This is a genomic window from Paenirhodobacter ferrireducens (assembly GCF_004022265.1).
Lineage (GTDB): Bacteria > Pseudomonadota > Alphaproteobacteria > Rhodobacterales > Rhodobacteraceae > Rhodobacter > Rhodobacter ferrireducens.
The window spans coordinates 13098-39066 of sequence record NZ_SAVB01000018.1; the positions used below are offsets into that span (position 1 = coordinate 13098).

Genomic DNA, 25969 nt, shown 5'->3' on the forward strand with positions numbered 1-25969 from the left:
CCGATCGCAAGGCCCCGCCTCCATGCGGGGCCTTTTGCGTCCCGGGCGTTCCGTCACCGGGCGGCAGGGTAGCGCGTCACCCGGTCCTCGGGGCCGAGTTGCGCCGCCCCATCCGGGCCGAGCCACTGATCGACGCCGCGCTCGGCGCGCAGCAGGCCGAGCGCGCGGGTGCGTTCCTTCACTGCGCGGCTGCCCGCCCGCGTCTCCGGGGTGGCATAGCCGCGCTCGTGATGCAGGTGCAACGCCACGGTCGAGAACCGGATCCGCCAGGCGGTCAGCCCGAGCCGGTTCAGCCGCAGCCCGAACTCGACGTCGAGCCCGCCATAGCCCATCTCCTCGTTGAACCCGTTCACCGCCAGCGCCTCGCTGCGCAGGCAAGAAGCGGAATGGCCGTTCCAGGTCGGGCTTGCCCCGGACAGCCGGTCCATCAGCCAGCCCAGCCGGCCGTGGCCGATCACCTTCACCATCCGCCGCGCCGGCGCCCCATGCGCCATCAGCCAGTGCGGGGTGAAGCAGGCCTGGCTCGCCACCGAGGCCTCGTCGATCGCCGCCGAGGTTTCGGGCGTCTGCTTGAAATAGCTGCCCGACAGGAAATGCCCCGGCCGCGCCTGGCGGATATGGGTGTCGACGAAATCATTGCGCACGACGCAATCGCCATCGGTGACGATGATCCGCTCGCCCGCGGCCAGCGCCAGCGCCTTGTTCAGGATCCGGCACTTGCCGAAGCCCGCGTCCGGCTGCCAGACATGGGTCACCGGCACCGGGCTGCGCGCCGCCATCCGCGCCACCAGCTCGGCCGTTTCGGAGCGCGAGCCGTCATCGGCGATCAGCAGTTCGAAATCACGCCGGTTCTGCGCGAAGAAGCCCCAGAACACCTTTTCCAGCGCCCAGGGCCAGTTGTAGGTGGAGATCAGGACCGAGGCGGTCACCTTGGGGCTCATCTTCTCGCTCATGTCTCATTCTCCGTCCGCCGGAAATCCATAGTGCGCGATCATCGCCGCGATCGCCGCGTCATTGCCGCCCTCGTGCATGTTCAGGCTGCGCAGGTTGCTGTCCTGGCTGCCCGGCCATTCGATCTGCTTGTGGCCCAGTCCCAGCAGATGCGGCCGGCTGCCGCGCAGCCGGTGCATCCACCACAGCCAGACGTCATCGGCGCGCGGACACAGCGCCATGAACAGATCGCGGCGGGTCACCTCGGGGTGGAAGGCGCGCGGATCATAGAGCACCCCCATCACTCCGGTCGGAAACACCTGCGGCCCGGTGACGGCACGCTCGGGGGCACTGATCCAGTCGCGATAGCCGAGCGGCATCCCATCCGGCCCGCACCGCACCAGATGCGCCCGGTGGCACACCACCGCATGCCCCGATGCATGCGCCGCCACCAACTCCTCAAACCAGCTTGGCCAATAGTAGATGTCGTCATCCGCCGTGACCACGATGCTGTCTGGAAAGGCCTCGAGCGTCGGGATGATTTTCTTGAAGGACAGGATGTCATCACAGCCGCGAATCTCGAGACCGAAGCGCGCGAGGTCACGCACCTCCGGCGGCAGCCGGTCAAGATCGGCATGGGCGATCCAGAGCACCGTCACATCCGGCCGGACAGTCTGGAACAGCAGCGACAGGAGGGTCTGCGCCAGCCCCTCGAAGCGGGCCGGATAGCTGGTCACCGACAGCACGATGTGACGCGGCAGCCCATGCGGCCGCGCGGGCCAGGCACTCCCCTGCGTGACACGGCCCGCCAGATCGCGGCGTGCCGCGGCAAGCCGCCTGGCCTTCTTGAACATGCGGACCCTGTGCGAAAGGCCCGGAAAGAGGTTCAGCCGCAAGATCCGCTCCTAAGGTTGCCCCCCGGCACTTAGCATTCCGCCCCCGGTCATGCCAGCGCGGGCTTCCGGCCGGGCAGTGCCCGCCGCCGGAAAGGTGACGCAAAAAGGATGCATGCCATCAGCAATTCCTTTAAAGCCGAAGCATCCCGCCCCCCCTGAGGCAGGCGCCATTTCAACGAGGAAGCCGTGACGTCCGACCGCCCCCTGCATCGCAAAGCGATCAAGCTCGCCTTCCAGATTTTTGCCGGGCGCGCTCACGCTCATGCGCAAGGGACCTGGCCGCATCTGCAGCTGCAACGTGACGACACCGGGGCGGGCGGCATCCTTTATCGCGGCCGCCGCGTCGCCGGGCTCCTGCCCGCGAAGCTGCCGCAGAACCTTGCGGAAATCACCATCATCGGCTCCGGCCCCTCGCTTGCGACCCAGGATGTCACCCGGCTCGCGCCTCACAGCGCGATCCTTCTCAATGGCGCGATGACCCTCGCCGAGCGCCTGCCGCCGCTGGCGATCGCCATCGAGGATGAACGTTTCGTCTGGCGTCACCGAGAGATGATCCGCCACGCCCCGGCCGATTGCCTGTGGCTGCTCTCGCCCTCGGTGATCCGCGCACTCCTCGAGAACGATCCGGCCGCGCTGGCCGAGCGCCGCGTGGTACTGATCGACAGCCTGCTGAAACCCACCCATGCCGCACGCCGGCGGGTGGACGACCCGGTGATCGCCGGCTTCGTGCAGCGCGGCGCGGGCGGGGCGGGGTTGTCGCTCGATCCCGGACGCGGGGTGATGCCCGCAGGCACCGTCGCCTTCACTGCGATGCAATTCGCCCTTGCTGCGCGGCCCGGCCGGATCGGACTTGCCGGGATTGATCTCGCGAATGCGGCAATGCCACGCTTTTACGAAAACGCCGGCAACAGCGCGGCCTCGGGGATCGTGACGGGACTCGACCGGATTTTGAAGAACTTCGCCGTGGCACGCGACCTCGCGGCGACGCAGGGTATCGAGCTTGCCTGCTATTCCCCGGTCTCCGCCCTGCTGAAGATCGGCTACCCCCATTCCGACCGCCTCGAACACCGCTGACCGGAGCCCGTCGTGCCCGCACCTGTTTCTCCGCCGCCAGAACCCCGCATCGTCTACGTCACCGATGCCGGGCTGCTGAAACCCACGCTTGTTTCGCTTTGGAGCCTGCTGGAACACCTCTCCACGTCTGCCGAAGTGCAGGTCTGGGGGGATGGGCTGAGCACGGACGAATGGGAGGCCGTGCATCGCGTCGCAAAGGTCAACCCGCGGGTGACACTGGTGACGCGCGCCCTCTCGGCCGAGATGTTTGCGGGCGCACGAAGCCCGGCAGCACATATTTCCGCCGCGGCGATGGGGCGTCTTTTCATTCCGCGACACCTGTCTGGCCGTGTGCTCTACATCGACGGCGACACGCTGATTTGCGGCGATGTTTCGCCACTGTTCGCCACCGAATTTGGCGGGGGCCGGATCGCCGGGGTGCGGGACTACCTGATCTCCAAATGGATAGCTCTCGGGCAGGGCGACACCCCCAGTCACATTGCGCGGATCACAGATATCCGCCGCAATGCTCCCCCCGAAGGGTATATCAACTCCGGTATCCTGCTGCTGGACTGCGACTCCATCCGCGAAGCGCCCGGCCTGCTGGCGCGCCTCGAGGACGTCGCCGCCGCCTCGGCCGCCCGCTGGGGCGACCAAGATCACCTGAACTTCCTGTTCGCCGGCTGCATCCACCACCTGAACCCCGCCTGGAACGCGTCGTGGAGCCGCACGGGCGACCAGCGGCGCTTCATCAGGGCCCTCGGCGGCACGCCCGAAGAGCTGGCGCCAAGACCCGCCGCCATCATGCATTTCCACGGCCCGAAGAAGCCGTGGAAGGCCCCGCGGTTCGACCTGTGGTCGCGGCGCGCCCGCGCGGTCTGGCACTATCGCCGGGAACTGCGCCGCTTTCGCAGCCTGTTCCCCGACCTCGTCCCATGAAAAAGCCCCGGCTGCACGCAGCCGGGGCTTTCAATATCACGACGAAGAAAGGGACCGATCACTCGGCCGTTTCGTCTTTCTTCTCGGCGGCGAGTTCCTCGCCGGTCTCCTGGTCGACCATCTTCATGCCGAGCCGGACCTTGCCGCGATCGTCGAAGCCGAGCAGCTTGACCCAGACTTCCTGGCCTTCCTTCAGCGCATCCGACGGATGGTTCAGGCGCTTGTTGGCGATCTGGCTGACGTGCACGAGGCCGTCACGCTTGCCGAAGAAGTTCACGAAGGCGCCGAAATCGACGAGCTTCACGACCTTGCCGCGGTAGATCTTGCCTTCTTCCGGCTCCGCCACGATCGAATAGATCATGTCGTAGGCGCGCTTGATCGCCTCGGCATCGTTCGAGGCAATCTTGATCACGCCGTCGTCGTTGATGTCGACCTTGGCGCCCGAGGTTTCCACGATCTCGCGGATGACCTTGCCGCCCGAACCGATCACTTCGCGGATCTTGTCGGTCGGGATCTGCATCGTCTCGATCTTCGGCGCGTATTCCGAGAAGCCCTGCGGCGCGGAGATCGCCTTGGCCATCTCGCCGAGGATGTGCATCCGGCCGTCCTTCGCCTGGGCGAGGGCCTGCTCCATGATCGCCGGGGTGATGCCCGCGACCTTGATGTCCATCTGCAGCGAGGTGATGCCGTTCTCGGTGCCGGCGACCTTGAAGTCCATGTCGCCGAGGTGGTCTTCGTCACCGAGGATGTCGGTGAGCACCGCCCAGCGGCCATCGTCCTCGAGGATCAGGCCCATCGCCACACCCGCGACCGGCGCCTTCAGCGGCACGCCCGCGTCCATCATCGACAGCGAGCCGCCGCAGACCGAGGCCATCGACGAGGAGCCGTTCGATTCGGTGATCTCCGACACGACGCGGATCGTGTAGGGGAAGTCGGTCGCCGCCGGCAGCACCGCCTGCAGCGCGCGCCAGGCGAGCTTGCCGTGGCCGATCTCGCGACGGCCGGGCGAACCCACGCGGCCCACTTCGCCGACCGAGTAGGGCGGGAAGTTGTAGTGCAGCAGGAAGTTCGAGCGGAAGTTGCCGTTCAGCGCGTCGATGATCTGTTCGTCATCGCCGGTGCCGAGCGTGGTCACGACCAGCGCCTGGGTTTCGCCGCGGGTGAACAGCGACGAGCCGTGGGTGCGCGGCAGGACGCCGGTTTCCGACACGATCGGGCGCACGGTGGTGTTGTTGCGGCCGTCGATGCGGGCGCCACCGTTGATGATGTCGCCACGCAGGATCGACGATTCGAGCTTCTTGATCGCCATGTCCAGGTTCGGATCGGCAAGCTCTTCCTCGCTCAGGCCGGCCTTCGCGGTCGCCACGGCGGCGGCGATGGCGTCCTGACGGGCCAGCTTGTCCTTGATCGCGAAGGCGGCGCGCATGTCGGCCTCGCCGGCGGCTTTCACCTTGGCGTAGAGCGCGGCATAGTCGGGCGGGGTGAAGTCGAAGGGTTCCTTCGCCGCAACCTCGGCCAGCGAGATGATCAGGTCGATCACCGGCTGCATCTGCTCGTGGCCGAACTTGACCGCGCCCAGCATCTCGGCTTCCGAAAGCTCATAGGCCTCGGATTCGACCATCATCACCGCGTCCTTGGTGCCGGCGACGACGAGATCGAGCCGCTGCTCGGGGTTCTCGCGCAGCTTGGTCATCTCGTCCATCTTCGGGTTCAGGATGTAGGCACCATCCTTGAAGCCGACGCGGGCGGCGCCGATCGGGCCGCGGAACGGCACGCCCGAGATCGTCAGCGCGGCCGAGGCAGCGATCATCGCGACGATGTCGGGATCGTTCTCGAGGTCGCACGACAGCACGGTGGCCATCACCAGGACTTCATTCTTGAAGCCCGGCACGAAGAGCGGACGGCAGGGGCGGTCGATCAGGCGGGAGACGAGGGTCTCCTTCTCCGACGGGCGCGCCTCGCGCTTGAAGAAGCCGCCCGGGATCTTGCCGGCGGCGTAGTATTTTTCCTGGTAATGCACGGTCAGCGGGAAGAAGTCCTGGCCGGGCTTCGGCTGCTTGGCGAAGGTGACGTTCGCCATGACCGAGGTCTCGCCGACCGTGGCGATGACCGAGCCGTCAGCCTGGCGGGCGACCTTGCCGGTTTCCAGCGTCAGCGTCTCGTCGCCCCACTGGATGGATTTTTTCATAACGTTGAACATTCAGCGTATCCTGTCTGGGAAACTCCGGACCCTCCGGGCCTCCCGTTTGCATGGCGGCCCCATTGCCGCCGCCCCCTGATCCTTTGCATGTGCCCGGGGGCTCTGGGCGTCACGTCGCAGATGGCCCGGGCCATACAGGAAAACAAGGGTTTTGGAAAGCGGCGAGTTGGGGCGTGACAATCAGGGGCCACGGCCGGGGAGGCCGTGCCGCACGCCGCACCGCGGTTCGGTCTCACCCCCAGATCGCAGGCAAAACGAGATCCCGCGTCAGCGGCGCCAACTCGAGCTGGCCCTGCGCGCCGGGCTGCAGCCAGCGGATCTCTTCGATCTCGGCGCGAGGTTCGAGGTCACCGGTAATGCGCAGGCAGAACATGTCCGCCGTCACGATACATCCCGGCTCGTTCGCGGCGGGCGCGGAGAACCGGCCGAGATACTCCGCCGCCTCCGGGCGGATATCCAGTCCGAGCTCCTCAAACAGCTCACGACGCAGCGCCACGAGAGGCGTTTCGTCGCCGTCGATCTTTCCGCCGGGCTGCATGAAGGCCGAGGCTCCGCGTTTGCACACAAGCAGGGTTGCCCCGTCTTCTCGAAGCAGCGCGGCGGCGGCGATGCGGATCTCCATAAGAGTGTCTCCTCGTGGTTCGTGCTTTCGGCCGTCATATAACCGCCCCCCCGGCCTGGCCAACGGCCCTGCCCGCGCCGGAGAAAACCAAAACGCCCGCCTCTTGCGAGGCGGGCGTCCGGTTTTCCGATCGGAAGAAATTAGCGGCGCAGGCCGAGACGCGCGATCAGCGCGGCGTAACGGCTTTCGTCTTTCTTCTTCAGGTAGTCGAGCAGTTTGCGGCGCTGAGCCACCATCATCAGAAGGCCACGACGCGAGTGGTTGTCCTTCTTGTGCTCTTTGAAGTGCTCGGTCAGGTTGGCGATCCGCTTCGACAGCAGCGCAACCTGGACTTCGGGGGAACCGGTATCGCCTTCTTTGGTGGCGAATTCCTTCATCAGGCGGTTCTTGTCTTCGACGGTGATCGACATCGGGATCTCCTGTGTCAAAAGGGTGATGGCGCAAGCCGGGATGTCGTCCAGCAAGGCCCGTGGAGGCATCCGTTCCCGGACCGAGGACCGGAGGCGGATGCGCGCCTATAGGCGAGAATCGTCCCAAAAGGAAGGGCAAAACCCGGCGCCGGATCAGAAATGAGCGAACTCGGCCGGGGTGAGCAGCAACACGTCCCGCGGCGCCAGGCTGCCGGCCTCCAGCACCTCTGCAAGCCGCGTGCCGTTCAGCACCACCCAGGCCGCGCCCATGGTGTCGGACGGCTCGATGCTCAGCCGCGGCGCAGCGCCCGCCTCCGGGTCGTAGACGACGACGATCTGGTCCTCCCAGGCATCGTAATCGGCGATCGTGGCCGGGGCCTGCGGGTCGATCCAGGCGCCCAGCGCGAAAAGCACGCCGCCAGTGCCGTCAGGGCTGCCGCCTTCCGCCCCGGCCATCAGCCCGTCCGCCCCCGCGTCACCATCCGCGCCATCCGCCGGCCGCCGTGCTCCGCCCACTGTCCTCACTGTCGCCCCCTCGCATAAGCCTGCTGCACGGGCCTGCCCCGCGGTGCCGTCAGCATAGGCGCGAAATCCCTGACCGAAGGTGAACGGTTCAGCGCAGCCAGCGCTCGGGCTGGCGGTCGTAGCCGATATAGAGCGGGTGCTTCGGGGCGCCGGCCTTGGTCAGGCCGAGGTGCCACAGCTCGCGCCCGGTCGCGCGCAACAGCCGCTCGACCGCCGCGCCGCGATCGAGATGCGCGCCATGCGCGCCCCAGGCACAGACGATCTTCGCCCCCGCGCCCGTGGCCCAGTCGACGCTCGCGCGGATCGCCGCGTCATTCTCCGGCCCGACCGGATCGGGCTGCGCGCGCATCTCCTTCGGATCGGTGGCGCGCCAGGCGAAGATGTTCGTCACCCGGAAGGCGCCGAAGCCCAGCGTCCGCGCCCGCCGTTCGCAGCGCTCGACGGTGGGGTCGTTCTGCACCTCGGTCGCGGTCGAGGGGTTCAGCATCACGAAAAGCGCGCGCGGCCGGGTCTCGTCCCAGACCCGGGTGAGCAGATAGCGGTAGTGCTCGCAATCGGAATAGACCGCGACCGAGGGGGCATCGCCCTTGATGTGGCTGCGGGTGATCATGACCCGGCGGTGTTGAAGACGCGCGCGGGGTGCAGCTCGCCCCCCATGTAGCGCCCGACCGCCACCGCACGCCCCTCGAAGCTCGCCCAGGCCTCCTCGCCGAATTCGACGTCGCGAGCGATCACCTGCCCCGGGTTGCCATGCGACAGCCGCACCGCGCCCTCGGCCGTCGCCCGCACCTCGGGCAGATCGGCCAACCCGTATTCGAGCGGCAGCAGATGGTTTTCAAGCTCCGGCGTGCGCGCAAGCCGGTCGATCTCGTCAAGGCTCAGCCCCTCTTCGGCACGGAACGGGCCGGCCCAGTCGCGGCGCAGCCACAGCACATGGCCCAGACAGCCAAGCGCCCGGCCCAGATCGCGCGCGATCGAGCGGACATAACCGCCCTTGCCGCAGACCATCTCAAGTTCGACGGTATCGCGGTCGGGTCGGGCGACGAAATCGAGGCTCTCGACCCAGAGCGGACGGGCGGCCAGATCCATCACCTCGCCTTCGCGCGCCAGATCATAGGCGCGCTCGCCCTCGACCTTCACCGCGGAAAACTGCGGCGGCACCTGCTCGATATCGCCGCGAAACGCCTTCAAGGCCTCCTCGATCTCGACATCGGTGGGACGCAGCTCCGAGGTCTCGATCACCTTGCCCTCGGCATCGTCGGTGGTGGTGGCGGCGCCCAGCCGGACCTGGAAGCGATAGGATTTCAGCGCATCGGTGACATAGGGCACGGTCTTCGTCGCCTCGCCCAGCGCGACGGCCAGCACCCCGGTCGCCGCCGGATCGAGCGTGCCCGCATGCCCCGCCTTCTTCGCGTCGAACGCCCAGCGCACCTTGCCCACGACCGAGGTCGAGGTCACCCCCGCCGGCTTGTCGATCACGACCCAGCCCGAGATGTCGCGTCCCTTCTTGCGGCCCATCATGCCCTCCGTCTCAGAAGGCCCGCCTGCTAACGCGAAGCGGGACCCGGGTCAATCTTGCCCGTCGACGGGCGCCACCACGCCGACGATCGGCCCCATCGGCAGGCCGAGATCGGCGCGCCCCTCGGCCGGCACGATCAGCCGCGAGATCGAGCCGTCGAGATAGAGCGCATCGCGCGCGCCCAGCACGTCGCGGAAGAAGCGGGCGAAGCGGTGGAAGGTGACGGGGCGGTCCGAGATCACGAACCAGGCCCGGTCGCCCTCGGCCGAGACGCCGACGCCGTTGCGGATATTGGTGCTGTCGCTGTCGGGCAGGAAGCGCGGATGCAGCGCCCCGTCGATCACCAGCATCGGCCCCGACTGGGTGGCAAAGCGGCACGCCGGCGGCGCCGCGGCAAAGGCGCGGCTCTCGATCACCCGCAGCCGCTCGCCGATGCAAAAGACGCCATTCGGCAGCAGGCCGAAATTCCCCGGCCCCTCGGCGGTGACGATCGGACGAAGCTCGACGCCGCTCTCGATGAAAAGCCCCACCGGCTGCCGGTCGGGCGCATACATGCCGGCGTTCATCGCGAAGACCAGCCGCTCGCTCGGGGCAAGCTGCGCCCGCAACCGCTCGGGAGTGCCGATGAGCGCGCCGGTTCCGTCCTTCAGCCACAGCCGGATGTCATCGCCCGCCCGCGCCTCGCAGACCGAGAAGGGGATGCCCTCGAACTCCTGCGTCCGGCACGGATCCGCGGCCAGCGCGACGCGCGGCACAATGAGCGCCAGCGCGGCGAACAGGCTAGCCCAGATCGTCTTCGTCTTCATCGTCGTCGCGCTGCGCAATGTCGCGCTGCACCGTCTCGTCAGAGAACATCCGCCGCGTCTCGTCCAGCCGGTCGAAGGTCTCGTCCAGCCGGAAGCGCAGGTCGGGCGCATATTTCAGCGTCATCGCCTTGGCGACATGGTGGCGCAGCTCGCCGGTGTGGCGGCGCAGTGCCGCGAGCATCGCCTCGGCGGTCTCGCCGCCCAGCGTGCCGCCCAGCGGCGCGACATAGACCGTCGCCACCTTCAGGTCGGCCGAGGGCCGCACCTCGCCCACGGTGATCGAGATCTTGTTGAGATCGGGATCGTGCACCTCGCCACGGATCAGCACGTCCGACAGGGTGCGCCGGATCAGCTCGCCGACGCGGAGCTGACGTTGCGAAGGGCCATCGCCCGAGGAAAAACGGTTCTTTGCCATGACCCGCACATAGTGCCTTGTGCGCGCCCCCGCAACAAGGACTGTCGCGAGCCTTTGCCAAGCCCGCCGCAACGGGCTAGAACGCGGCAAAACAGGAGGGTTTCATGAGCGATCTGCCGGGTATCGTCGTCACCGGGGTCTCGGGCCGGATGGGCCGGATGCTGACCGAGGTCATCACCGCCTCCGGCAAGGCCCGCCTCGCCGGCGCGGTCGAGCGCAGCGGCCACGCCTGGATCGGACGCGATCTCGGCACCTGCCTCGGCACCGCGCCGATGGGTGTCACCGTCACCGACGACCCGCTGACCGCCTTTGCCGGCGCCAAGGCGGTGATCGACTTCACCGCCCCCGCCGCCACCCTCGCCTTTTCGAAGATCGCCGCTCAGGCGCGCTGTGTGCATGTGATCGGCACCACCGGCTTCGAGAAGGAGCAGATCGAGGCGCTCGCCCCGGCCGCCCGCCACTGCACGCAGATCCGTGCCGGCAACATGAGCCTCGGCGTCAACCTGCTCACCGTGCTGACCCGCAAGGTGGCCGAGGCGCTTGATGCTGAGTGGGACGTCGAGATCGTCGAGGCGCATCACAACCGCAAGGTCGACGCGCCCTCGGGCACGGCGCTGATGCTGGGCGAGGCGGCGGCCGCGGGCCGCGGCATCTCGCTCGAGGAGAACCGCGAATCGGGGCGCGACGGCATCACCGGCGCGCGCAAGCCCGGCGCGATCGGCTTTTCCTCGATCCGCGGCGGCGACATCGTCGGCGAGCATGACGTGATCTTCGCGACGGCGGGCGAGCGGATCGTGCTGCGCCACATCGCCACCGACCGCGCGATCTTCGCCCGTGGCGCGCTCAAGGCCGCGCTCTGGGGCCTCGACCGCAAGCCCGGCCAGTATGACATGATGGACGTGCTCGGGCTGTAAGCCGCCCGCGCCATTCATCTTGCCCCAAATACCTCGGGGGGCCGAGGCCTTGCCTCGGCGGGGCAGCGCCCCACCGACGCTGCCGCCATCGGCTCAGAAGTCGATGGCGAGCCCCTTCTTCTCCCAATCGCCATAGCGCACCGGCTCTGCCCCCTCGCGGCCGCCGAGCTCGGGGGGCAGGCCCAGCCCCTTGTCGGCCTTGCGCCGTTCCTCCGCCTCGGCCAGCGCGCGCAGCGCGGCGGCGGGCAGTTCCTTCTTCGGCTCTTCGCTCATCGCGACCTCCGTTTCCTTGTCAGGGCACGGCGCTTGTTATAGGCCGCCCCTCGACACGGAACAAGAAAGCTCAGGAGGGCAGCCATGGCCGGCATCGACCTTGCGCGCCGCGCGGCCGCGGCGCTGATCGCCGGGGTGACCGAGGCGCACGAGACACTTGCCGAACAGGCGGGCGTGCTCGAGGGCCTCGCGCCGCCCGACCGCGCCCGGGCGCAGCGGCTTGCCATCGCCACGCTGCGCGCCCTGCCGCGCGCCGATGCGATGCTGAAGCCGCACCTGCGCAAGGCGCCCCCCGCCGATCTGCGCGCGCTGCTGCGGCTTGCCACGGTCGAGCTGTGCACCGGTGGCGAGGCGCATGGCGTGGTCAGCGCCGCGGTCGAGCTGACCCATGCCGGCGGCCGGCGGACCGAGGGGTACGCGGGCCTCGTCAACGCGGTGCTGCGCAAGGTCGCAGCCGAGACCGACCGCTGGGCGCGCCTGCCCGAGCCCGCCCTGCCGGGCTGGCTGCGCGGCCGGCTGATGTCGGCCTGGGGCAAGGTTGCGGTGCAGCACATGGAGACCGCGCAGCGGGCCGGCGCGCCGGTCGATCTGAGCGTCAAGGCGGATGCCGAGGGCTGGGCCGGGCGGCTCGGTGCGACGCTGCTGCCCACCGGCTCGCTGCGGCTTGCCCCCGGCGCGCAGATCTCGGAGCTTCCGGGCTATGCCGAGGGCGCCTGGTGGGTGCAGGACGCGGCGGCGGCGATGGCGGCGAAGGTGCTCGCCCCTGCCCCCGGCGCGCGGGTCCTTGACCTCTGCGCCGCACCCGGCGGCAAGACGCTGCAACTCGCGGCCATGGGGGCCGAGGTCACTGCGCTCGACATCTCGCCCGCGCGGATGGAGCGGGTGCGCGAGAACCTCGCGCGCTGCGGCCTGACGGCCGAGACCGTCACCGCCGACGCGCTCGAGTGGCAGCCCGCCGCCCCCTTCGACGCCGTGCTTCTGGATGCCCCCTGCTCGGCCACCGGCACGATCCGGCGCCACCCCGACCTGCCCTTCGTCAAGGATGCGGCCGGGATCAAGCCGCTCTTCGCGCTGCAGACCGCGCTGCTCGAGCGCGCGCTCGAGCTCGTCGCGCCGGGCGGGGTGCTGGTCTTCTGCACCTGCTCGCTGCTGCCCGAAGAGGGCGAGGCGCAGCTTGCCGGCCTGTGTGAGCGTCACCCCGAGCTCAGCGTCGAGGCGCCCGACCTGCCCGGCATCGAGCCCGCCTGGCGCGCGGACAGCGGCGCGCTGCGGCTGCGGCCCGACTTCTGGCCCGAGCGTGGCGGCATGGACGGCTTCTTCATCGCCCGCCTGCGCCGGCCCGCCTGAGCCCGGAAAACGCCGATGACAGCCGCCGCCCCCCGCACTATGGTGCGCGCGACTTCGACAGGCAGAGACGGGCTGGCGCCGCGACGACCATGACGGGCACGAGACAGGGCACGGGCAGCAACGGGATGCGCGGACGGTGGGCAGGCACGCTCGACCGGCTGGCCGTGCTGCGCGCCGCCCGCGCGCGCCCGGCGACGGGCTTTGCCAGCCACCCCGAACCGCGCACCATCGGCTCCTTCGCCCGCGGCCGGCAGCTGATTGCCGGCAACTTCCTGTTCGCAGGCTACCTGATCGAGGGGCCGGGGCTGAAGATCTGGGATCTGCCGATGCCGGATCCCTCCTTCGAGGAAGAGCTGCAGGGCTGCACCTGGCTCGACGACCTGGCCGCCGTCGGCGACCGCGCCGCGCGCGAGCGGGCGCAGGACTGGGTCTTCGACTGGATCGCGCGCTATGGCGCGGGCAAGGGCCCGGGCTGGACGCCGGAGCTGACCGGGCGGCGGCTGATCCGGATGATCAACCACGCGCTCCTGATCCTGAACGGCCGCGACCGCGCCGCCTCGGAACTCTTCTTCCGCGCGCTCTCGCAGCAGACGCTGTTCCTCGCGCGGCGCTGGCACTCGGCCGCGCCCGGCCTGCCGCGGTTCGAGGCGCTGACAGGGCTGATCTATGCCGGGCTCGCGCTGAGCGGGATGGATCGCCTTGCCGGCCCCGCGGAAGAGGCGCTGGCGCGCGACTGCGCCAGCCAGATCGACGCCACGGGCGGCATCGCCACCCGCAACCCCGAGGAGCTGCTCGAGGTCTTCACCCTGCTGATCTGGGCCGCCGATGCGCTGACTGCCGCTGGCCGCACCCCGGCCGAGGCGCATCTCGCCGCCATCGCCCGCATCGCCCCCACCCTGCGCGCGCTGCGCCATGCCGATGGCGGGCTTGCCCGCTTCCATGGCGGCGGCCGCGGTGCCGAGGGGCGGCTTGATACCGCGCTTGGCGCCTCGGGCGCGCGGACGCCGGCGCGGCCGGGCCTGGCCATGGGCTTTGCGCGGCTCCACGCCGGGCGCACCACGCTCATCCTCGATGCCGCCGCCCCGCCGCAGGGCGAGGCCTCGGCCAATGCCCATGCCTCGACGCTGGCCTTCGAGCTGACCTCGGGGCGCCGGCCGCTGATCGTCAACTGCGGCTCGGGCCGGCTGTTCGGGCCGGAATGGGCGCGCGCCGGCCGCGCCACCGACAGCCATTCGACGCTGGCGATCGAGGGCTATTCCTCGTCGCGGCTCGGCCCCGAGCGCCGCTTCGGCACCGCCACCCGCACCCGGCTTGACGAGACCCCGCGCGAGGTCTGGATGCGCCCCGAAAGCGACCCCACCCGCCATGCGCTCTTCGGCCATGACGGCTATGTGCCGACGCACGGGCTGACCCATGTGCGCGAGCTGGAACTGAGCCCCGACGGCCGCACCCTGCGCGGCGAGGACACGCTGGGCGCGATGACCACGGCCGACCGCAAGCGCTTCGACACCGTGTTCGAGCGCGAGGGGATGCGCGGCATCGCCTTTCAGGTCCGCTTCCATCTGCACCCCGATGTCGATGCCGCGCTCGACATGGGCGGATGGGCGGTGTCGATGGCGCTGAAATCGGGCGAGATCTGGGTGTTCCGCTTCGACGCGCCCGTCGATCTCAGCCTCGCGCCCTCGGTCTATCTCGAAAAGGGCCGGCTGCGGCCGCGCGCCACCCAGCAGATCGTGCTTTCCGGCCGCCTCTATGACCATGCCGTCCAAATCGGCTGGACCTTGGCCAAGGCACAGGATACCCCCGCCGCCATCCGTGACACCGTTGCCGATGCGCCAATCGACCTCTGAGCATAAGGACTGCCAGCCGTGACCAGAAACGTCCCCCTCACCCGCGCCCTGATCTCCGTCTCCGACAAGACCGGGCTGATCGACTTTGCCCGCGCGCTTGCCGCCCGTGGCGTCGAGCTGCTGTCGACCGGCGGCACCGCCAAGGCGCTGCGCGAGGCCGGGCTGAGCGTGCGCGACGTGGCCGAGGTGACGGGCTTCCCCGAGATGATGGACGGCCGGGTGAAGACGCTGCACCCGAAGGTGCACGGCGGCCTGCTCGCGCTGCGCGACAACGAGGAACACCTCGCCGCGATGGCTGCCCATGACATCGAGGCGATCGACCTGCTCGTCGTCAACCTCTACCCGTTCGAGGAAACCGTCGCCAAGGGCGCCGATTACGAGACCTGCATCGAGAACATCGACATCGGCGGGCCGGCGATGATCCGTGCCGCCTCGAAGAACCACGCCTTCGTCGCCACCGTGGTCGACGTGCAGGATTACGCGGCGGTGCTGAAGGAGCTGGACGCGCAGGACGGCGCCACCAGCTACGAGTTCCGCCAGAACCTCGCGCAGATCGCCTATGCCCGCACCGCGGCCTATGACGCGGCGGTCAGCACCTGGATGGCGGGCGCGATCCACGAGGACACGCCGCGCCGGCGCGCCTTCGCCGGCACCCTCGCCCAGACCCTGCGCTATGGCGAGAACCCGCATCAGAAGGCGGCCTTCTACCTCGACGGCACGAACCGCCCGGGCGTCGCCACGGCGCAGCAGTTGCAGGGCAAGGAACTGTCCTACAACAACATCAACGACACCGACGCGGCCTTCGAACTCGTTGCCGAATTCGGCACCGAGACCCCGGCCTGCGCGATCATCAAGCACGCCAACCCCTGTGGCGTCGCCACCGGCACCAGCCTGCTCGACGCCTACAAGCGCGCCTTCGACTGCGACCGCACCTCGGCCTTCGGCGGCATCATCGCGCTGAACCAGACGCTCGACGCGGAAACCGCCGAGGCGATCACCGAGGTCTTCTCGGAAGTCATCATCGCCCCCGCCGTCGACGAGGCGGCAAAGGAAGTGGTGGCGAAGAAGAAGAACGTGCGGCTGCTGGTCACCGGCGCGCTGCCCGACCCGAAAGCCGAGATCACCACCTATCGTCAGGTGGCCGGCGGCTTCCTCGTGCAGGGCAAGGACAACGGCGACATCACCCTCGACGACCTGAAGGTGGTGACCGAGCGCGCCCCGTCGGACGAAGAGCTGAAGGATCTGCTCTTCGCCTGGAAGGTCGCCAAGCACGTCAAGTCGAACGCCATCGTCTATGCCAAGGCCGGCCAGACCGTCGGCGTCGGCGCCGGCCAGATGAGCCGCGTCGACAGCGCGATGATCGCCGCGAAGAAGGCCGAGCGGATGGCGAAGGCCGTGGGCCTTGCCGAAAGCCCGGCGAAGGGCGCGGCCGTCGCCTCGGACGCCTTCTTCCCCTTCGCCGACGGCCTGCTCGAGGCGGTCGAGGCGGGCGCCACCTGCGTGATCCAGCCCGGCGGCTCGATGCGCGACCAGGAAGTGATCGACGCGGCGAACGAACGTGGCCTGGCCATGGTGTTCACCGGCATGCGGCACTTCCGCCACTGACACGACCCCGGCCCGTGCCCTGCGGCGCGGGCCTTTCCGACAGCGAAGACAGGAGCGCGGATGCGGCTGACAGCCTGGATTGCGGCGGCGGTGCTGATCGTCGACCAGATCTCGAAATACGTGGTCGTGCACCTGATGGGGCTCGACCGGGTGGGGGCGATCGAGGTGTTGCCGCCCTGGCTCAACTTCCGCATGGCCTGGAACCAGGGCGTGAACTTCGGCCTCTTCGCGGGCGAGGATGCGCTCACCCGCTGGGGGCTGATCGTGCTGGCGCTGGTCATCGTCGTCTGGGTCTGGCGCTGGATCGCGCGCGACGGCGCGGCGGGGCGCGGGCTGCGGGTGTCGGCGGGGCTGCTGATCGGCGGCGCGCTCGGCAATGTGATCGACCGGCTCCTCTATGGCGCGGTGGCCGATTTCCTGAACATGTCGCTGCCCTTCTGGCGGAACCCCTTCTCCTTCAACGTCGCCGATATCGCGATCTTCGTCGGCGCGGTGGGGCTTGTCTTCCTGTCGGGCGAGACGGGCGCGAAACGCCGCCGCTGACGCGGATCAGGGCGTGACGGACGCAAGGCGATAGGCTAAGACGGGATCGAAACGGTGAGGGAGAGCTTCATGCACGGGTCTTTCGGCAAGATCGGGATCGCGCTCGCGATTGCCCTGCTGGCGGCCGGCTGTTCCTCGAACCGCACGCCAGAGCTGATGCACCTGCGTTCGGCGACCAACGGGCCGGACGAGTTCGGCATCCTGCCGACGAAACCGCTGCAGATGCCCAACAGCCTGACCGAGCTGCCGGTGCCGACCCCGGGCGGCAGCAACATCACCGACCCGACCCCCAACGCCGATGCCATCGCCGCGCTTGGCGGCAAGCCGCCGGTTGCCGGCAAGGGCGTGCCCGCAGGTGATGGCGCGCTGGTCGCGCGGGCGGGCCGCTACGGCACCGATGCCGGTATCCGTCAGGAACTGGCCGCGGCCGATTACGACTATCGCAAGAAGAACGACGGCCGCCTGCTCGAGCGGATGCTCAGCGTCAACGTCTATTACAAGGCCTACCGGCCGATGGCGCTGAACCAAGAAGCCGAGATCGAACGCTGGCGCAAGCTCGGCCTGACCACGCCGGCGGCCCCGCCTTCGGGCGCAGCGCAGCAAGCGCTGCCGTAACACCCGTTCAACTCCGCGTTTTTCGGCGCATCGGCGGTTGCCTCGTGCGGCGGGCGACGTAAAGTTCGCCCGTCATCAACGAGGAGCCCATGCGCGCATCGATCGCCACCGCTTTCGCGGCCTTCGCCGTCTTCCAGGCCTCCGCCCTTGCGGCCGAGGCCGGCCCTGTCAGCCATTTCACCCTGCCCAATGGCCTCGAAGCCGTGGTGATCGAGGATCACCGCGCCCCGGTCGTAGTGCAGATGGTCTGGTACAAGGCGGGCTCCGCCGACGAGCAGCGCGGCCGCTCGGGCATCGCGCATTACCTCGAACACCTGATGTTCAAGGGCACCGACACGATGGCGGCCGGCGAGCTGTCGAAGACGGTGGCGGCGAATGGCGGCTCCGACAACGCCTTCACCTCCTATGACTACACCGCCTATTTCCAGCGCATCGCCGCCGACCGTCTGCCGCTGGTGATGAAAATGGAAGCCGACCGGATGCGGCATCTGAAGATCTCGCCCGACGACTGGCAGACCGAGCGCGACGTGATTCTCGCCGAGCGCGCGCAGCGCACCGACAGCGATCCGGGCGCGCTCTTCGGCGAGCAGTCGCGCGCCGCGCAATTCCTCAACAGCCCCTATGGCACGCCGGTGATCGGCTGGCGTCAGGAGATGGAGCAGCTCACCCGCGACGATGCGCTCGCCTGGTATCGCCGCTTCTACGCGCCGAATAACGCCGTTCTGGTGGTGGCGGGTGATGTCACGCCGGACGAGGTGAAGACCCTCGCCACGGACTATTACGGCCCCCTTGCGCCCTCTGACGACATCCCGCCGCGCCTGCGCCCGCAGGAGCCGCCGCAGCTGGCCGCGCGCCGGCTCACCTTCACCGACGACCGCGTGGCGCAGCCCTATCTGAGCCGCTCCTATCTCGCGACCGAGCGCAACCCGGGCGACCAGAAGAAGGCCGCAACACTGACGCTGCTGGCCGAGATCCTCGGCGGCAACCCGCAGACCTCGGTGCTGTCGCGCAAGCTGGTCTTCGACAAGGGCGACGCGATCTATGCCTCGGCCTTCTACGACGGCATGTCGATCGACAAGACCACCTTCTCGATCGCACTGATGCCGGCGCAGGACGTGTCCCTGCCCGAGGCCGAGACGGCGCTCGACGCGGCGCTGAGCGAGTTCCTGACCGAAGGCATCGATCCGGCGCAGTTCGAACGCATCCGCACCCAGATCCGCGCCGCACAGATCTATCAGCAGGACGACGCGCAGGGGCTGGCCCAGCAATACGGCGAGGCGCTGGCCTCGGGCTTCAGCATCGCGGACGTGCAAAGCTGGCCCGACGTGCTGATGTCGGTCACCGCCGATGACGTGATGGCTGCGGCGCGCGAGGTGCTGACCCCCGCCGATTCGGTGACGGGCTATATCGAGCGGCCGAAGGACGCACCGCCCCCCGCCCCCGATGCCCCCGTCTCGCTGCCCGCCACCCAGGAGGTGACGCAATGATCCGCGTGGTTCTCTCCACCCCGCTGCGCCTGGCCGCGCTGACCCTTGCGGCGCTTCTCTTCTCGGTGCCGGCACAGGCGCTCGACATCGAGGAAGTGACCTCGCCCGGCGGCATCAAGGCCTGGCTCGTCGAGGCCCACGACATCCCCTTCACCGCGCTCGAGATCCGCTTCCGCGGCGGTGCCTCGCTCGATGCCGAGGGCAAGCGCGGCGCGATCAACCTGATGACAGCGACGCTCGAGGAAGGATCGGCCGATCTCGACAGCCAGGGCTTTGCCGCGGCACAGGAGGCGCTGGCGGCGAAATTCGGCTTCGACGTCGATGACGACACGCTGTCGGTCTCGGCCCGGATGCTGAGCGAGAATCGCGACAAGGCGGTGGAACTCTTGCGCGGCGCGCTGACCGACCCGCATTTCGATCAGGCCTCGGTCGACCGGGTGCGCGGCCAGGTGCTCTCGATCCTCGCCTCGGATGCGAAGGACCCGAACGCCATTGCGGGCACAACCTTCCGCAAGCTCGCCTGGGGCAATCACCCCTACGGCAGCTCGCTCAACGGCACGGAAGACAGCGTCAAGGCGCTGACCCGCGAGGACCTGTTCGACGCCAAGGCGCGGGTGATGGCGAAGGACCGGCTGGTCGTCGCCGCGGTCGGCGACATCACCCCCGAGGCGCTTGGCCAGATGCTTGACCGGCTGCTGGGCGACCTGCCCGCGACCGGCGCACCGATGCCCCCCAAGGCCGAGCTGAAGCTGACCGGCGGCACCACCACCGTCGACTGGGACAGCCCGCAATCGGTGGTGATGTTCGGCCAGAAGGGGCTCGCCATGGACGACCCCGACTTCTTCCCGGCCTATGTGCTGAACCAGATCCTCGGCGCCGGCGGCTTCTCCTCGCGGCTGATGGACGAGGTGCGCGAGAAGCGTGGCCTGACCTATGGCATCTACACCTATCTGGTGCCGAAGGACCTGTCGGAGACCTGGCAGGGCAGCTTCGCCTCGGCCAATGACAAGGTCGCCGAGGCGGTGACGCTGGTGAAACAGGAATGGGCGAAGGCCGCGACCGGCACGGTCAGCGACAAGGAGCTCGAGGACGCCAAGACCTACCTGACCGGCGCCTATCCGCTGCGCTTCGACGGCAATGCGAACATCGCCGACATCCTGGCGGGGATGCAGCTGAACCACATGCCGATCGACTACATCGCCACCCGCAACGACAAGGTGAACGCGGTGACGAAGGACGACATCGCCCGCGTGGCGAAGCGGATGCTCGACGCCGATGCGCTGCGCTTCGTGGTGGTGGGCAAGCCCGTCGGCCTGAACTGAGCCCCGATCCGGGGCGCGCCCGAATCAATTGGGCTCGCCCCGGGGCTGTGCTATCCCTTGTGGAATGAACGCACAGCCCCCCCAGATCAGCCTCGAACGCCCGGTCATCCGGCAGCTTGACGATGCCGCGGCGAACCGGATCGCCGCCGGCGAGGTGGTCGAACGCCCCGCCTCGGCGGTGAAGGAGCTGGTCGAGAACGCGCTCGACGCCGGGGCGCGGCGCGTCGACATCGCCTATGCCGACGGCGGCAAGACCCTGATCCGCATCACCGACGACGGCTGCGGCATGACCGCCGAGGACCTGCCTTTGGCGATGAGCCGGCACGCCACCTCGAAGATCGACGGCTCGGACCTTCTGAACATCCACACCTTCGGCTTCCGCGGCGAGGCGCTGCCCTCGCTCGGCGCCGTCGGCCGGCTCACCATCACCTCGCGCGCCGAGGGGTTCGAGGCGGCGGCGATCACCGTCGCGGGCGGGCAGATCGGCGCGGTCAGGCCCGCGGCGCTGAACCGCGGCACGGTGGTCGAGCTGCGCGACCTGTTCTTCGCCACCCCGGCGCGGCTCAAGTTCATGCGCACCGACCGCGCCGAGGCCGGCGCCATCGCCGATGCGGTGAAGCGGCTGGCGATGGCCGAACCCTATGTCAGCTTCACCCTGCGCGACGTCTCGGGCGGCGGCGAGGGGCGCGAGATCTTCCGCGCCGATGCCGAACAGGGCGAGCTCTTCGGCGCGCTGGCCGGCCGGCTTGGCCGGGTGCTCGGTCGCGCCTTCAGCGACAATGCCCTGCCGCTCGACGCCGAGCGCGAGGGCATCCGCCTGACCGGCTATGCGGCCCTGCCGACCTATTCGCGCGGCGCCGCGGTCGAGCAGTTCCTGTTCGTGAACGGCCGCCCGGTGCGCGACAAGATGCTTCTGGGCGCGCTGCGGGCAGCCTACATGGACGTGCTCAGCCGCGACCGCCACCCGGCGGCGGTGCTGTTCCTCGGCTGCGATCCCGAGCGGGTCGACGTCAACGTGCATCCGGCGAAGGCCGAGGTGCGCTTCCGCGAATCGGGCATCCCGCGCGGACTGATCGTCACCGCGATCCGCCACGCCCTGGCCGAGGCCGGGCATCGCGCCTCCTCGACCGTCGCCACCGCGACTCTCGGCGCGATGCGGCCCGAACCCGCCCAGATGCCGCCGCGGATCTATCAGATGGACCGGCCGAGCCTTGGCGCGATGCGCACGAGTTACGCCGCGCAGATGCCACTGATGCCCGAGCCGGGCCTTGCCGAGGCCCCGGCCCCCTTCGCTGCCCCCGCCTGGCCGCCCGAACCCGTCCTCTACGACGCGCCAAGCGCGCGCGCCGAAGTGCCGCCCGCGCAGGACGAGGGCCTGACCCATGCCCCCCTCGGCGCCGCCCGCGCCCAGGTGCACGAGAATTACATCATCGCCCAGACCGAGCGCGGCATCGTCATCGTCGATCAGCACGCGGCGCATGAACGGCTGGTCTACGAGCGGTTGAAACGGCAGATGGCCGAGAAGGGTGTCGCCGCGCAGGCGCTGCTGATCCCCGAGATCGTCGAGTTCTCACCCGCCGACGCGGCGCGGCTGCTGGAGGCCGCCGACGACCTCACCCGTCTTGGCCTGACGATCGAGCCCTTCGGCGGCGCGGCAATCGCGGTGCGCGAGACCCCGGCGATTCTGGGCGAGATCAACGCCGAGGCACTGCTGCGCGACGTGCTCGACGAGCTTTCGGACCTTGGCGACAGCGAGCTGGTGCTGGCGAAGATCGACGCGGTGCTGTCGCGCATGGCCTGCCACGGTTCGATCCGCTCGGGCCGGCGGATGCGGGTGGACGAGATGAACGCGCTGCTGCGTGAGATGGAGGCGACGCCGCTGTCCGGGCAGTGCAACCACGGCCGGCCGACCTATGTCGAGCTGAAGCTGAGCGACATCGAACGGCTGTTCGGACGGACATGACGACGCTTCCCGCCCTGAACGATCCGCTGGTCCTGGCCGGGCTTGGCGGTGCGGCGCTGGTCGTCGTACTGCTGCTCTTGGTGCTGCGCGCCGCCGGCCGCTCGGCCCGCGCGCTCGATCCGCTGGTGGCGCAGCTCACCGCGCTTGGCGGCCGGGTGCAGGCGCTCTCGGACGGGCAGCACCAGCTTGCCGGCGGGCTGCATCACGTCTCCGAGGCGCAGGCGGCAAGCCAGGCGCGGGTGCTGCAGCTGATGGAGGCGCGGCTCGCCGAGGTGAACCGGGCGATGACCGAAAGCCTGCATGGCACCGCCACCCGCACCGCGCGCTCGCTCGGCGACCTGCAGCAACGCCTTGTCGCGATCGACAAGGCACAGGCGAATATCGAGAAGCTGTCGGGCGATGTGCTGGGCCTGCAGGACATCCTGTCGAACAAGCAGACCCGCGGCGCCTTCGGCGAGATCCAGCTCCACGACATCGTGCTGAAGGCGCTGCCCGCCGACAGCTACACGATGCAGGCGACGCTGTCGAACGGGCGGCGGGCGGATTGCCTCATCCACATGCCGAACCCGCCCGGGCCGATCGTGATCGACAGCAAGTTCCCGCTCGAAGCCTACGAGGCGCTGCGCCGCGCGAAAAGCCAAAGCGCCCTGATCGAGGCACAGCGGATGATGCGCATCGCCGTGCGCGCCCATATCCGCGCGATCTCGGAGCGCTACATCGTGCAGGGCGAGACCGCCGACAGCGCGCTGATGTTCCTGCCCTCCGAGGCGGTCTATGCCGAGCTGCACGCGAATTTCCCAGAACTGGTGCGCGAGGGCTTTGCGGCGAAGGTCTGGATCGTCTCGCCCACCACCTGCATGGCGACGCTGCACACCATGCGCGCGGTGCTGAAGGATGCGCGGATGCGCGAGCAGGCCGGCGCGATCCGACAGGAGCTGGCCGCGCTCTACGCCGACATCGACCGGCTCGGCCAGCGCGTGGGCAACCTCGACCGCCATTTCTCGCAGGCCGCGAAGGACATCGAGGAGATCCGGATCTCCGCCGACAAGGCCGGAAAACGCGCGCATCGGCTCGACAATTTCGACTTCGAGGAGCTTGCCCCCGGCGCTGATGTGACGCGCCCCCCGGGGCTGCTGCCCTGACAGATGCGCCTTGCGCCCGCCGCCGTCTGGGGCGACACTGCAAGACCACAGGAGGTCTCCATGCAGCTGCCGATCAGCCCGTCCAAAGTCGCCCATGTCATCATTCGCGCCCGCAAGTTCGACGCCGACATTCCCGGCTCGGGCCAGGGCCGCGAGCTGCGCGCCTTCATCGCGTCGCTGAACGAGGATGAGCAGGCGGCGCTGACCGCGATCATGTGGATCGGCCGCGAGACCTTCGACGCGAGCGAATTCGACGAGGCCTGGCGGACCGCCCGGGAAGAGGCGAGCGCACCGACCGAGGATTACCTGCTCGGCGTGCCGATGCTGGCCGATTACCTCGAAGACGGCCTGAACGCGCTCGATATCAGCCTCGAGGAAGCCGAGGACGGCATCGACCCCTCCGTCTGAACGCGGATCGAGGGGCGCTGCCCCTCTTCGCCTGCGGCGAATTCACCCCGAGGTATTTGCGGCAAGATGAAAGACCATTTTTTTCATCTTGCCACAAATACCTCACGGGGGTGCGGGGGTGTGAAACCCCCGCCCTCATCGCTTACGCCACCAGCCGGTAGCCACCCGATTCCGTCACCAGAAGGCGCGCATTCTGCGGATCGGGCTCAATCTTCTGCCGCAGCCGGTAGATGTGGGTTTCAAGCGTGTGGGTGGTGACCCCGGCGTTATAGCCCCAGACCTCGTGCAGCAGCACATCGCGCGGCACCACGCCATCGGTGGCGCGGTAGAGGAACTTGAGGATGTTGGTTTCCTTCTCGGTCAGCCGGATCTTGCGGTCCTTGGCGTCGACCAGCATCTTCATCGCCGGCTTGAACGTATACGGCCCAAGCTGGAACACAGCGTCTTCCGACTGCTCATGCGTGCGCAGCTGCGCGCGCAGACGCGCCAGAAGCACCGGGAACTTGAACGGCTTCGTCACGTAGTCGTTGGCGCCACTGTCGAGGCCAAGGATGGTATCGGCATCGGTGTCATGCCCGGTCAGCATCACGATCGGGCATTTCACCCCCTGCTTGCGCAGTTTCTTGCACAGCTCGCGCCCGTCGGTGTCGGGCAGGCCGACATCCAGCACCACGAGATCATAGAGCGCTTCCTTCGCCTTCTCCACCGCCTCGGCGCCCGAGCCCGCCTCGTACACCTCGAAATCCTCGGTGGCGACCAGCTGTTCGGCCAGCGCCTCGCGCAGATCGGTATCGTCGTCCACCAGAAGGATCTTTTTCAGTCCAGCCATCTTGTTCGGGCCTCCGTTTCTGTCGGTGTCCTGCGTTCGGTGCAAAGCTGATACCCGATCACGCGCACGGCAAGGGGCGTGAAATCTTTCTCACGCGCTCGTGTCGCAGCACCGCGCCATGTTTCAATTTGTTTCAGGCATCGCTATCTCTTGGGCCATGATGACGCCCTTCTCCCTTGGCCCGACGGCCGCCGAACGCCTGAACCGTGCCCGCGCCGACCTGCGCATGGGCCTGCCCGTGGTGCTGTCGGGGCAGCTTGCCGTGGCGATCGAGACACTGAGCCCCGAGCGGCTGGCGGCGCTTGCCACCCTCGGCCCGCTCACTCTCGCGATCACCTCCTGGCGCGCCGAGACGCTGAAGGCCCGCGTCTATGACAATGACCTCGCCCGGATCGTGGTGCCCAAGGACGCCGATCTTGCCTGGCTGCGGGCGATCGCCGATCCGGCCGACGACCTGCGCATGCCGATGAAGGGCCCGCTCGCCAGCCGGCGCGAGGGCGACGCCACCCTTGCCCGCGCTGCGATCGCGCTGGCGAAAACCTCGCAGCTGCTGCCCGCGGCGCTGCTCGCCCCCCTTCCCGATCCGGCACCCGAGGGGCTGACCACGCTCGACGCCACCGAAGTGCTGCGCGAGATCTCGGCCGCCGCGGTGCTCGCCCCGGTCTCGGCCGCCCGCGTGCCGATGCGCGCCGCGGAAAAAGGCCGGCTCCACATCTTCCGCCCCGACGACGGCGGCGAGGAGCATTACGCCGTCGAAATCGGCTCGCCCGACCGGTCCGAGCCGGTGCTCGCCCGGCTGCATTCGGCCTGCTTCACCGGCGACGTCCTCGGCTCGCTGAAATGCGACTGCGGGCCCCAGCTTGACGCCGCGCTGACGCAGATGGGGCACGAGGGGGCGGGGATCCTGCTCTACCTCAATCAGGAGGGGCGCGGCATCGGCCTGGCCAACAAGATGCGTGCCTATGACCTGCAGGATCAGGGCTTCGACACCGTCGAGGCGAACCACCGCCTCGGGTTCGAGGATGACGAGCGCGACTTCCGCATCGGCGCGGCGCTGCTGAAGAAGCTCGGCTTCTCCAAGGTGCGGCTGCTGACCAACAACCCGGCCAAGGTGCGGATGCTCGAGGCGAACGGCATCGAGGTGGTCGAGCGGGTGCCGCTGAAGGTCGGGCTCAGTCGCCACAACGCCGCCTATCTGGCAACGAAGGCGGCGAAGTCGGGCCACATCCTGTAAGCGCGCCGCGGCGGGCTGATCCGCCTCGCGCTCCCCCTCCGCCCGGGCGCCGAGATCGTGATTCCCGATCTCGCCTGCTTTCATCTTGGTAAAAATACCTCGGGGTCCGGGGCAGCGCCCCG

At 68.8% G+C, this 25969-nt stretch carries 26 protein-coding genes; 14 read left to right on the forward strand and 12 right to left on the reverse strand.

The features are described 5' to 3' along the window. Nucleotides 1-53: 53 nt before the first annotated feature. Nucleotides 54-953 carry a glycosyltransferase family 2 protein gene (locus EOW65_RS13085; RefSeq protein WP_206364066.1) on the reverse strand — a complete coding sequence of 300 codons (900 nt, stop codon included), beginning with the start codon at nt 951-953 and terminating at the stop codon, nt 54-56. A 3-nt stretch (nt 954-956) separates the two neighbouring features. Beyond that, the gene (locus EOW65_RS13090; RefSeq protein ID WP_128150114.1) at nt 957-1784 is read right to left on the reverse strand and encodes a glycosyltransferase family 2 protein; all 828 of its coding nucleotides are present in this window, start codon (nt 1782-1784) and stop codon (nt 957-959) included. 228 nt (nt 1785-2012) lie between these two features. Here EOW65_RS13090 and EOW65_RS13095 point away from each other — a divergent pair, with 228 nt between their 5' ends. Then, complete coding sequence (locus EOW65_RS13095; RefSeq protein WP_128150116.1) at nt 2013-2900, forward strand: glycosyl transferase; 888 nt, start codon at nt 2013-2015, stop codon at nt 2898-2900. 12 nt (nt 2901-2912) lie between these two features. Beyond that, the gene (locus EOW65_RS13100) at nt 2913-3818 is read left to right on the forward strand and encodes a glycosyltransferase family 8 protein (protein ID WP_128150118.1); all 906 of its coding nucleotides are present in this window, start codon (nt 2913-2915) and stop codon (nt 3816-3818) included. Nucleotides 3819-3876: 58 nt separating this feature from the next. Here the strand turns inward: EOW65_RS13100 and pnp are convergent, their stop codons facing one another. The 8 genes from pnp to rbfA form a co-directional block, all read right to left on the reverse strand. Next, the gene (gene pnp, locus EOW65_RS13105) at nt 3877-6018 is read right to left on the reverse strand and encodes a polyribonucleotide nucleotidyltransferase (protein WP_128150120.1); all 2142 of its coding nucleotides are present in this window, start codon (nt 6016-6018) and stop codon (nt 3877-3879) included. A gap of 232 nt (nt 6019-6250) precedes the next feature. Next, nucleotides 6251-6640, reverse strand: a complete 390-nt coding sequence (locus tag EOW65_RS13110) for an NUDIX hydrolase (protein ID WP_128150122.1) — start codon at nt 6638-6640, stop codon at nt 6251-6253. A 140-nt stretch (nt 6641-6780) separates the two neighbouring features. After that, nucleotides 6781-7050 carry a 30S ribosomal protein S15 gene (rpsO, locus tag EOW65_RS13115; RefSeq protein ID WP_128150124.1) on the reverse strand — a complete coding sequence of 90 codons (270 nt, stop codon included), beginning with the start codon at nt 7048-7050 and terminating at the stop codon, nt 6781-6783. Nucleotides 7051-7203: 153 nt separating this feature from the next. Beyond that, a complete protein-coding gene (locus EOW65_RS13120; protein WP_128150126.1) occupies nt 7204-7575 on the reverse strand; it encodes a hypothetical protein in 372 nt (123 codons plus the stop codon). Between the two features lie 88 nt (nt 7576-7663). Next, nucleotides 7664-8185: a DUF1643 domain-containing protein gene (locus EOW65_RS13125; RefSeq protein WP_128150128.1), complete on the reverse strand. Its 522-nt coding sequence runs from the start codon at nt 8183-8185 to the stop codon at nt 7664-7666. After that, nucleotides 8182-9093: a tRNA pseudouridine(55) synthase TruB gene (gene truB, locus EOW65_RS13130; protein WP_128150130.1), complete on the reverse strand. Its 912-nt coding sequence runs from the start codon at nt 9091-9093 to the stop codon at nt 8182-8184. Before truB ends, EOW65_RS13125 begins: the two co-directional genes overlap by 4 nt. 51 nt (nt 9094-9144) lie before the next feature. Further along, nucleotides 9145-9900, reverse strand: a complete 756-nt coding sequence (locus tag EOW65_RS13135; protein WP_128150132.1) for a phosphodiester glycosidase family protein — start codon at nt 9898-9900, stop codon at nt 9145-9147. Next, nucleotides 9875-10315, reverse strand: coding sequence for a 30S ribosome-binding factor RbfA (rbfA, locus tag EOW65_RS13140; protein WP_128150134.1), 441 nt, complete (start codon nt 10313-10315; stop codon nt 9875-9877). The genes EOW65_RS13135 and rbfA overlap by 26 nt, the downstream gene beginning before the upstream one ends. Before the next feature lie 104 nt (nt 10316-10419). Between rbfA and dapB the strand changes: the two genes are divergently transcribed. Then, nucleotides 10420-11229 carry a 4-hydroxy-tetrahydrodipicolinate reductase gene (gene dapB, locus EOW65_RS13145; RefSeq protein ID WP_128150136.1) on the forward strand — a complete coding sequence of 270 codons (810 nt, stop codon included), beginning with the start codon at nt 10420-10422 and terminating at the stop codon, nt 11227-11229. Between the two features lie 93 nt (nt 11230-11322). Here the strand turns inward: dapB and EOW65_RS13150 are convergent, their stop codons facing one another. Next, nucleotides 11323-11502, reverse strand: coding sequence for a DUF1674 domain-containing protein (locus EOW65_RS13150; RefSeq protein WP_128150137.1), 180 nt, complete (start codon nt 11500-11502; stop codon nt 11323-11325). 84 nt (nt 11503-11586) lie between these two features. Here EOW65_RS13150 and EOW65_RS13155 point away from each other — a divergent pair, with 84 nt between their 5' ends. The 10 genes from EOW65_RS13155 (at nt 11587) to EOW65_RS13200 (ending at nt 23784) form a co-directional block, all read left to right on the forward strand. Then, nucleotides 11587-12849: an RsmB/NOP family class I SAM-dependent RNA methyltransferase gene (locus EOW65_RS13155; protein ID WP_128150139.1), complete on the forward strand. Its 1263-nt coding sequence runs from the start codon at nt 11587-11589 to the stop codon at nt 12847-12849. An 89-nt stretch (nt 12850-12938) separates the two neighbouring features. Next, nucleotides 12939-14699 (forward strand): heparinase II/III family protein, encoded by a 1761-nt coding sequence (locus EOW65_RS13160; RefSeq protein ID WP_240664681.1) that lies wholly within the window; start codon nt 12939-12941, stop codon nt 14697-14699. A gap of 18 nt (nt 14700-14717) precedes the next feature. Beyond that, nucleotides 14718-16304 carry a bifunctional phosphoribosylaminoimidazolecarboxamide formyltransferase/IMP cyclohydrolase gene (gene purH, locus EOW65_RS13165; protein ID WP_128150141.1) on the forward strand — a complete coding sequence of 529 codons (1587 nt, stop codon included), beginning with the start codon at nt 14718-14720 and terminating at the stop codon, nt 16302-16304. A gap of 60 nt (nt 16305-16364) precedes the next feature. Continuing rightward, nucleotides 16365-16847 carry a signal peptidase II gene (gene lspA / locus EOW65_RS13170; protein WP_128150143.1) on the forward strand — a complete coding sequence of 161 codons (483 nt, stop codon included), beginning with the start codon at nt 16365-16367 and terminating at the stop codon, nt 16845-16847. A gap of 69 nt (nt 16848-16916) precedes the next feature. Continuing rightward, complete coding sequence (locus EOW65_RS13175; RefSeq protein WP_128150145.1) at nt 16917-17462, forward strand: DUF3035 domain-containing protein; 546 nt, start codon at nt 16917-16919, stop codon at nt 17460-17462. A gap of 89 nt (nt 17463-17551) precedes the next feature. Beyond that, on the forward strand, nt 17552-18949 hold the full coding sequence (locus tag EOW65_RS13180) for a M16 family metallopeptidase (protein ID WP_128150147.1): 1398 nt from the start codon (nt 17552-17554) through the stop codon (nt 18947-18949). Then, entirely contained in the window at nt 18946-20271 is a 1326-nt protein-coding gene (locus EOW65_RS13185) for a M16 family metallopeptidase (RefSeq protein WP_128150149.1), read from the forward strand. The genes EOW65_RS13180 and EOW65_RS13185 overlap by 4 nt, the downstream gene beginning before the upstream one ends. Before the next feature lie 64 nt (nt 20272-20335). Next, nucleotides 20336-22234 (forward strand): DNA mismatch repair endonuclease MutL, encoded by a 1899-nt coding sequence (gene mutL / locus EOW65_RS13190; RefSeq protein ID WP_128150151.1) that lies wholly within the window; start codon nt 20336-20338, stop codon nt 22232-22234. Beyond that, nucleotides 22231-23376, forward strand: a complete 1146-nt coding sequence (locus tag EOW65_RS13195) for a DNA recombination protein RmuC (protein WP_128150153.1) — start codon at nt 22231-22233, stop codon at nt 23374-23376. The genes mutL and EOW65_RS13195 overlap by 4 nt, the downstream gene beginning before the upstream one ends. Nucleotides 23377-23436: 60 nt before the next feature. Then, a complete protein-coding gene (locus EOW65_RS13200; RefSeq protein ID WP_128150155.1) occupies nt 23437-23784 on the forward strand; it encodes a DUF3775 domain-containing protein in 348 nt (115 codons plus the stop codon). Nucleotides 23785-23926: 142 nt separating this feature from the next. On the opposite strand, the gene EOW65_RS13205 is transcribed toward EOW65_RS13200, so the two are convergent. After that, nucleotides 23927-24613: a response regulator transcription factor gene (locus tag EOW65_RS13205; protein WP_113898578.1), complete on the reverse strand. Its 687-nt coding sequence runs from the start codon at nt 24611-24613 to the stop codon at nt 23927-23929. A gap of 157 nt (nt 24614-24770) precedes the next feature. Here EOW65_RS13205 and ribA point away from each other — a divergent pair, with 157 nt between their 5' ends. Further along, nucleotides 24771-25847, forward strand: a complete 1077-nt coding sequence (ribA, locus tag EOW65_RS13210; RefSeq protein WP_128150157.1) for a GTP cyclohydrolase II — start codon at nt 24771-24773, stop codon at nt 25845-25847. Nucleotides 25848-25969: the final 122 nt, after the last annotated feature.

Excerpts from the sequence above, each read along its gene's own strand:
- ribA (WP_128150157.1), top strand. The coding sequence starts at position 24,771 with ATGATGACGCCCTTCTCCCTTGGCCCGACGGCCGCCGAACGCCTGAAC.
- EOW65_RS13160 (WP_240664681.1), top strand. The coding sequence starts at position 12,939 with ATGACGGGCACGAGACAGGGCACGGGCAGCAACGGGATGCGCGGACGG.
- mutL (WP_128150151.1), top strand. The coding sequence starts at position 20,336 with ATGAACGCACAGCCCCCCCAGATCAGCCTCGAACGCCCGGTCATCCGG.
- EOW65_RS13155 (WP_128150139.1), top strand. The coding sequence starts at position 11,587 with ATGGCCGGCATCGACCTTGCGCGCCGCGCGGCCGCGGCGCTGATCGCC.
- EOW65_RS13150 (WP_128150137.1), bottom strand. The coding sequence starts at position 11,502 with ATGAGCGAAGAGCCGAAGAAGGAACTGCCCGCCGCCGCGCTGCGCGCG.
- EOW65_RS13125 (WP_128150128.1), bottom strand. The coding sequence starts at position 8,185 with ATGATCACCCGCAGCCACATCAAGGGCGATGCCCCCTCGGTCGCGGTC.
- EOW65_RS13135 (WP_128150132.1), bottom strand. The coding sequence starts at position 9,900 with ATGAAGACGAAGACGATCTGGGCTAGCCTGTTCGCCGCGCTGGCGCTC.
- EOW65_RS13175 (WP_128150145.1), top strand. The coding sequence starts at position 16,917 with ATGCACGGGTCTTTCGGCAAGATCGGGATCGCGCTCGCGATTGCCCTG.
- EOW65_RS13205 (WP_113898578.1), bottom strand. The coding sequence starts at position 24,613 with ATGGCTGGACTGAAAAAGATCCTTCTGGTGGACGACGATACCGATCTG.
- lspA (WP_128150143.1), top strand. The coding sequence starts at position 16,365 with ATGCGGCTGACAGCCTGGATTGCGGCGGCGGTGCTGATCGTCGACCAG.
- EOW65_RS13180 (WP_128150147.1), top strand. The coding sequence starts at position 17,552 with ATGCGCGCATCGATCGCCACCGCTTTCGCGGCCTTCGCCGTCTTCCAG.
- EOW65_RS13090 (WP_128150114.1), bottom strand. The coding sequence starts at position 1,784 with ATGTTCAAGAAGGCCAGGCGGCTTGCCGCGGCACGCCGCGATCTGGCG.
- EOW65_RS13195 (WP_128150153.1), top strand. The coding sequence starts at position 22,231 with ATGACGACGCTTCCCGCCCTGAACGATCCGCTGGTCCTGGCCGGGCTT.
- rpsO (WP_128150124.1), bottom strand. The coding sequence starts at position 7,050 with ATGTCGATCACCGTCGAAGACAAGAACCGCCTGATGAAGGAATTCGCC.
- EOW65_RS13085 (WP_206364066.1), bottom strand. The coding sequence starts at position 953 with ATGAGCGAGAAGATGAGCCCCAAGGTGACCGCCTCGGTCCTGATCTCC.
- EOW65_RS13185 (WP_128150149.1), top strand. The coding sequence starts at position 18,946 with ATGATCCGCGTGGTTCTCTCCACCCCGCTGCGCCTGGCCGCGCTGACC.
- dapB (WP_128150136.1), top strand. The coding sequence starts at position 10,420 with ATGAGCGATCTGCCGGGTATCGTCGTCACCGGGGTCTCGGGCCGGATG.
- rbfA (WP_128150134.1), bottom strand. The coding sequence starts at position 10,315 with ATGGCAAAGAACCGTTTTTCCTCGGGCGATGGCCCTTCGCAACGTCAG.
- EOW65_RS13200 (WP_128150155.1), top strand. The coding sequence starts at position 23,437 with ATGCAGCTGCCGATCAGCCCGTCCAAAGTCGCCCATGTCATCATTCGC.
- pnp (WP_128150120.1), bottom strand. The coding sequence starts at position 6,018 with ATGTTCAACGTTATGAAAAAATCCATCCAGTGGGGCGACGAGACGCTG.
- truB (WP_128150130.1), bottom strand. The coding sequence starts at position 9,093 with ATGGGCCGCAAGAAGGGACGCGACATCTCGGGCTGGGTCGTGATCGAC.
- EOW65_RS13110 (WP_128150122.1), bottom strand. The coding sequence starts at position 6,640 with ATGGAGATCCGCATCGCCGCCGCCGCGCTGCTTCGAGAAGACGGGGCA.